Source organism: Aquimarina sp. AWH4_224 (genome assembly GCF_056160245.1).
On the sequence record NZ_JBSWWU010000065.1, the window covers coordinates 1 to 378 of the forward strand.

General features: G+C 61.1%; 1 protein-coding gene. It reads right to left on the reverse strand.

What is annotated here, in order from left to right; translation table 11 throughout:
• Positions 1-378 (reverse strand): hypothetical protein (locus tag ACXAGJ_RS24715; RefSeq protein ID WP_474843865.1); only part of this gene is annotated, 378 nt, incomplete at both ends.

Genomic DNA, 378 nt, shown 5'->3' on the forward strand with positions numbered 1-378 from the left:
CGGTTGCTCCAGTCGCACCTGTCGGCCCTTGTGCACCGGTTGCTCCAGTAGCACCCGTAGGTCCTTGCGCTCCGGTTGCTCCAGTAGCACCAGTAGGTCCTTGCGCTCCGGTTGCTCCGGTAGCACCTGTCGGTCCTTGTGCTCCAGTGGCACCTGTATTACCTGTTGGTCCTTGTGCACCGGTTGCTCCAGTAGCACCCGTAGGTCCTTGCGCTCCGGTTGCTCCAGTATTACCTGTTGGCCCTTGCGCTCCGGTTGCTCCAGTAGCACCTGTCGGTCCTTGTGCACCGGTTGCTCCAGTAGCACCTGTTGGTCCTTGCGCACCGGTTGCTCCAGTAGCACCCGTCGGCCCTTGTGCACCAGTTGCACCTGTATTTC